Origin of the sequence: Vibrio sp. V10_P2A27P122, from assembly GCF_963874335.1 — a bacterium.
Taxonomy (GTDB): Bacteria; Pseudomonadota; Gammaproteobacteria; order Enterobacterales; family Vibrionaceae; genus Vibrio; species Vibrio anguillarum.
In genome coordinates, this window is record NZ_CAWNHY010000091.1 from 1 (window position 1) to 6,320 (window position 6,320).

Here is a 6,320-nt window from a genome sequence, read left to right on the forward strand (position 1 = left end):
TTTGCCGAGACAGGCAAGGCAACGGCGATCAATTCATTCACCGTATAATCTTGGTATTTGAATGATGGGCCAAAATCACCTTGCAAAATATTGGTCAAGTAGGTGAAGTATTGCTCAGACACGGGTTTGTCTAAGCCATATTTGGCTTCAATGTTGGCCATCACTTCCGGTGGTAAAGGACGTTCGCTTGAGAATGGGTTACCAGGAGCGAAACGCATGAGAAAGAAAGATACCGTGATCAACACCAACATGGTTGGTATCGCTTCTAATATCCTTTTTGCGATGAATTTAAGCATAAACTCACTCTTTCAGTCTGTGACAATGAAAATTAGAAAGACGCTGCATGTAAATTACTATCTGAAGATAGCTACATGCAGTGTCTAAGTCGTTATATTTTTATCAGCGTAAGTGGACTTACTTTGCTGTGATATAAAGATCTTTTGAGTAGATCTTCTCTTCCGCGTTATTCATCGGGAAGCCGCCTACATTAGGAGATAATAAACGAGATTTAACATACTGATAGATAGGGGCAATCGGCATATCTTTGGTTAATAGTTTTTCTGCATCCAGATATAGCTTAGTGCGCTCCTCTTCAGAGGTTGATTTTAACGCTTTATCAATAATTGCATCGTATTCAGCGCTTTGGTAGTGCAAACCACCCGTGGTGTTATTGCTCACCATTAAGGTTAGGAATGAAGACGCTTCATTATAGTCACCACACCAACCAGCACGTGCCACTTCAAAGTTACCTTGATCTTTAGAATCTAGATAGGTTTTCCACTCTTGGTTCTCTAATACGACATTAATACCGAGCGTTTTTTTCCACATAGAACCCAGTGCTACAGCGATTTTCTTGTGGTTTTCCGATGTATTGTAGAGGAGGCTGAATTTCAGAGGGTTGTCTTTATTAAAGCCCGCTTCAGCCAACAATTTTACCGCTTCTGCATCGCGCTCTTTTTGCGTCATCTTGCCATATGCTGGCATTTGAGGATTAAAGCCCGCCGTAATTTCAGGTGTTAAGAAATAAGCTGGTTTTTGGCCTTGACCTAAAATCGCATCACTCACAATGTTACGGTCGATAGCGTAAGAAATCGCTTTACGCACACGAACGTCGTCAAATGGTGCCTTTTTGGTATTGAACAGGTAGTAATAAGTACACAAGTTACCCTGAATCGATACTGATTCTGGATGCTCTTTCTTCAGACGCTTAAAATGCTCGGTGGGTAATTCATAAGAGATATCGATTTCACCTGATAAGAAACGGTTCATTTCTGATACTTGGTTTTCAATAGGCAGGAAGGTAACTTTGTTAATGACTGTTTTGTCATTGTCCCAGTATTGCTCGTTACGCTTTAGTACTAAACGCTCATTGACAACCCATTGATCAACAACGTAGGCACCGTTACCAACAAAATGCTCAGGCTTGGTCCATTGGTCACCAAACTTTTCTACGGTTGCTTTATGAACGGGTTTCACGGTTGTGTGGCCCATCATCATGACGAAATAAGGCACAGCATCTTCAAGCTCAACAACGAGTGTGTGGTCATCTTTAGCTTTAACGCCAAGCTCACTTTTGTCTTTCGTTCCTGCCACAATATCTTTTGCATTCTTCATCTTAGTATATTCCATATACCAAGAATAAGGAGAAGCCGTTACAGGATCGACTGCACGTTGGAAGCTGAAAACAAAATCACCAGCCGTGACAGGATCACCATTTGACCATTTTGCATTTTTGCGCAAATGGAAAATGAATGTTTTGTTGTCTGCCGTTTCCCAACTTTCTGCAACCCCAGGAATGGTTTTACCATCCGCGTCTTGGTTCACAAGCCCTTCCAATAAGTCACGAATTACGTGCGACTCAGGAACACCTTGGGATTTGTGAGGATCGAGTGTGGCGACTTCAGTACCGTTACCACGAACGATTTCCTGAACTTTGGCCAATTTGGTGCCGGCTGGAACATCAGCCGCGATAGAAAAAGTAGAAGTGGCAGCCACTGCCATACCCGCCCCTAGAAGAAGGGCTTGGGTGATTTTATTTTTATACATGCATAAACTCCAAGTTTTTATTTTTGCATCCATGACTTCCTTGAGAGCTCTCTAGCATCGCTAGAACTTTAGATTTATTTAGCGCAAAAACTAAGCAGAAAAATCTAAAAACTCCTAAGGATAGCGGCACACATTAGCAACCATTGAAGTAATTTGCCATAAAATCGTAGCAAAAAAATGCATAATTCCATGGTTTACCTAATGGAATAGATAAATAGCCCAACAATTAACTCAAACTCAGTGAATTAAAGTTACCAAGCGCTATCTGGTCAGACCATAGTGCTAAATCATCTAGTGTTGAGTACATTTTCAGCACGTTTCACTGGAAAATCAGCCTTTTTTTAACATCTTAGTTACGTTAGATCTAACTTAAAGGGATAATCCTGCCATCTAAAAATAAAATCCGTGAAGAGTGTCACTAAAATTGATTAACAATAAATTAACAACGTGTTGATTGGTAATAATAAATAAACACTTTCACCGAAAAGTGTAATCTAATACTTACGCAAATCGACATTCAGTTTACGCGATGCTCAAACTGGCACTAAGATGATCGAGCTCAATGTAACGAATCAGCTCCATGGCCGAACGAATGCCCAATTTACTTTGAATTCTCGCTTTGTAAGTACTGACTGTTTTCTGATTAATATCCAGTTGATTAGCTATCTGCTTATTGGTCAAACCTTGAATCAACAAATTTGCCACACTCAACTCTCTGCTGGATAGTCTTTCATTGAGTCGAAAACTAGGTTGAAAATTAACTGTTCGCCCAACCTCCCCCATTATGCTCTGAATGGTGTCAGTCAATGCAGCTGATTTCACAATGTGGCGCGCATGTGCAAGTTCTGCAGATATTGCTTCATGATATTCATTGAGAAAAATAAGTCTTCCCTTAAAATTCATCGATTCAATATGCTGATGCAACTGCAAACTAGCGTCTTTACTGCAGTAGCTATCCACAACCACTAAATTAAAAGGTAAATCACGCAATCTCTTTACAGCGCAAGCGAGATCACTGGCAACGACCACCTGCGTAACGCGTTTTTCTCTCATCAACATTTTTCTTAGGGCATTAGCGCTAGTCGAATTTTCTCCAACTAATAAGCAATACACACCATCTTCAATACTTTGATGGCTTAACTGCTTGCTGATATTTTTGCTATACAGTTCAGCGAGATCGCCAATCGGCATCGGCATCGCCGAATAATAACCTTGACAAGTATCCACGCCTAAATGACGTAAATATTGCCAAGTATCTTCATCCTCCACACCTTCGACAACACAATGCAAGCCTAAGGATTGCGCTAGCAATAAGCACATGTTGGTGAGTTGCTGGTTTTTATAATTGGTGGAGAGATCACGGACAAAGCTTTGATCTACTTTAAGTTCTGTAAAGGGTAATTTCGAGAGCTGACTTAGAGAGGCGTAGCCTGTGCCAAAATCATCAATGGATAAACCAACACCATGCATTCTTAAACGCGCAAGATTAGCCAGTGATGCTGTCGTACCGTTATAGACATGATCTTCCGTCAGCTCGAGCGTGAGTTTATCAGTGGGAAACGCGTATTTGTGACAGAGAGTAAGAATGGGGTCACAGATCAGCTGTTGTAAATTACTCTGGGAGATATTGATTGATAACTGGAGATCGGCTGACAAACTGCCTAAAGCCGATAATGCTTTATCCAAAACAATTAAAAACAGCTTATCCATCAAATTCAGCTCTTCAATAAGAGGCAGAAAATGCGCAGGGCTTAATACACCATGAACTGGGTGATCTAATCGGACAAGTGCCTCGACTCCAACCATGGCACCCGTTTTAAAATCAAACTGAGGTTGATAGTAATTGAATAACCAATCTTCGCTGAATGCTGTTTCTATCTCTTTGTACCCTAATGAGATAGGCGTAATGCTTGCGGCCTGTTGTTCACACTTCACATGAAACGCATGAATCACGGTTTCAAGTTGCTCAATAGAATAGGGTTTTCGCAAAACATCGACAAAATTAAAGCTCGCTAAACAGCACATGTTATAAGTAAGGTCTAACACGGCATCGTCAACAGCACTCAATATAATAATTCCGAGTGAAGGATGTTTATCCCCAAGCATCGACAAAAGCGTAACTCCGTCCATTTCCGGCATATGAATATCACAAAAAACCAGCGATATCTCTTTGCGCAAGCATAAAGCCAACGCTTGGTGTCCATTTGCTGCAATATCGACATTATTCAATCCAAGTTGTCTGAGTTTCAGTTTCAAACTCGTGGCTTGAATTCGATCATCTTCGACAATCAAAATGTTCATTCGTCATCTACTCGTTGCTGTTTATCTAACCATTCTTGTGCTTGTGTAATCACGATTTTCATTTCCATTATCAGTCGTTGTTTTGCAGATACAACCGCTTGTGGTTCTAATTCGCGCTCCAAGCTAACCGCAAGACTCGCGAGATAATCCAGTTGAAGCGCTCCGGCAGAGCCTTTAACACGATGGGCTATCATTTTGTAATCAGAATCATGCTTTTCGAGTCTATCGACCTCGGCCGCTAAAGATTCTGCCACAACAGAAGCAATTTCACTTTTTTCACCCGGTAAAAAGCTCTCAAGCCAGCTTTTTGAGTCAGCATTTACTAAAGGATACATAGAAAGATAACCACTCAACATAGTATACAGCGACGCCAACGAATAGGGTTTATACAACACGTGTTCCATACCAGACTGGTGAGCCTTCTCTGCGATCAACCGTGAGTCTTCTGCCGTACAACCGATAACCACCTTATATCTCTCTTGCGGAATATGATTTTTAACAAATCTTGCTAAAGCGAAACCATCCATTTTAGGCATATGGCAGTCCGTTAGTAGTAAATCAAACTGGCTGTCTTCGTTTTGTAAAAGATGGCATGCCTCTTCTCCATCACCAACAATGGTTGCTTGCACACCAAGTTCATGTAGCTGTTTTTTTAATAACAAACGGTTAATAGCGTCATCATCAACCACCAAAACATGCCCACAAAGTTTCATTTTTTTCGGTTGAACCAGCACTTGTTCACTATCTTTTATCTTATCAATAAGAAGGTCAGGATAGAGATGTTTTTTGGTCATTATCGCGTCAAAATCGACCAAGGATACACCACCTTGACTCACCGAAACTTGCCAACACTTCAACCACTCGATAATGCGTTCGTTAGTGCAACGGTAGTTACGTTGACTCAACGGTTCAGATAGCGGCTCACCACAAATGGGAAGCACTATTGTTACTTGAGTCCCCTCATTCAGCGTACTGGAAACTGTAATATGACCATCCATTAGATTGACTAAATTCGATACTATTGACATACCAAGCCCAGTACCGCCATATTGGCGAGTAATGGTTTTATCCGCTTGCATAAATGGCTTAAATAACGAATCCAAGTGCGCTTCATTCATTCCGCACCCCGTATCTTTTACGGCAAAGACTATCTGTTCTTCCGTCAATTCAACGTGGATGGAAACCGTACCTGCCGTAGTGAATTTAACAGCATTGGCTAATACATTGGTAAGAACCTGATTTAAGCGTAATGCATCAAACTTTGCGTAAATAATAGCTGTCGGCACCCAATCAACAACGAACTCAACGCCTTTCAACTTAGCACTCGCTTCAAAGCTTCTAATGGTGGGACATAACTCTTCTAAAATATTATGCTGGCGTATATCTAATTGTAATTGCTGAGCTTCCATTTTTGAAAAATCTAAAATCTCATGGACATGGTGCTTAATTCTCTCGGCAGAACGAATTGCATTCGTCAATAGCAAACGGCTCTCATCGTTTTTAATTCGAGTTGATAAAATCTCCATCAACCCTAGCATGGCCGCAATTGGCGTTCTAAGCTCATGACTCATTACAGCTAAAAAATGATTCCTCGCATCTACAGCTTCTAGTGCCTTATTATTAGAATCACGTAATGCCAATTCTGAGAGCTTGAGTTCTGTGATATCACTGCAAACGGTCAAGTAATGAGTATCCCCACTCTTGGGATGCGCAATCGATTCATGATTAATGACATAATATTTCTCATCAATCTGATAGTGTTTATTCGACAGATCGACAGATCCGATGCCAGTACATATGAGGCAATTCACATCATCACTAATTAGAGAAGCCTTGCTACATTGCTTATATGAACGGTTAGATAACACTACTTTCCCATTCACATCTGAGATGAAGATCATGCTGGGTATTTTATCGAGCAAATCTGTCAGCCATTGCACTTGAACTTCTGAAAGTTTTGAACTGATTTGACT

General features: G+C 40.9%; 3 protein-coding genes and 1 pseudogene. All 4 read right to left on the reverse strand.

What is annotated here, in order from left to right; translation table 11 throughout:
- Nucleotides 1-296, reverse strand: a pseudogene (gene oppB / locus AACQ17_RS04950) (oligopeptide transporter permease); the annotation flags it as partial.
- Between the two features lie 118 nt (nucleotides 297-414).
- Entirely contained in the window at nucleotides 415-2,046 is a 1,632-nt protein-coding gene (locus AACQ17_RS04955; RefSeq protein ID WP_141192786.1) for an ABC transporter substrate-binding protein, read from the reverse strand.
- A gap of 522 nt (nucleotides 2,047-2,568) precedes the next feature.
- Entirely contained in the window at nucleotides 2,569-4,347 is a 1,779-nt protein-coding gene (locus tag AACQ17_RS04960; RefSeq protein ID WP_017048098.1) for an EAL domain-containing protein, read from the reverse strand.
- Nucleotides 4,344-6,320, reverse strand: a 1,977-nt coding sequence (locus AACQ17_RS04965) for a hybrid sensor histidine kinase/response regulator (RefSeq protein WP_141201460.1), incomplete at its 5' end; no start/stop codon positions are given. The genes AACQ17_RS04965 and AACQ17_RS04960, both read right to left, overlap by 4 nt.

What these genes read in the sequence shown, in the direction of transcription:
- AACQ17_RS04955 (WP_141192786.1), bottom strand. Translation starts at nt 2,046, where the DNA reads ATGTATAAAAATAAAATCACCCAAGCCCTTCTTCTAGGGGCGGGTATG.
- AACQ17_RS04960 (WP_017048098.1), bottom strand. Translation starts at nt 4,347, where the DNA reads ATGAACATTTTGATTGTCGAAGATGATCGAATTCAAGCCACGAGTTTG.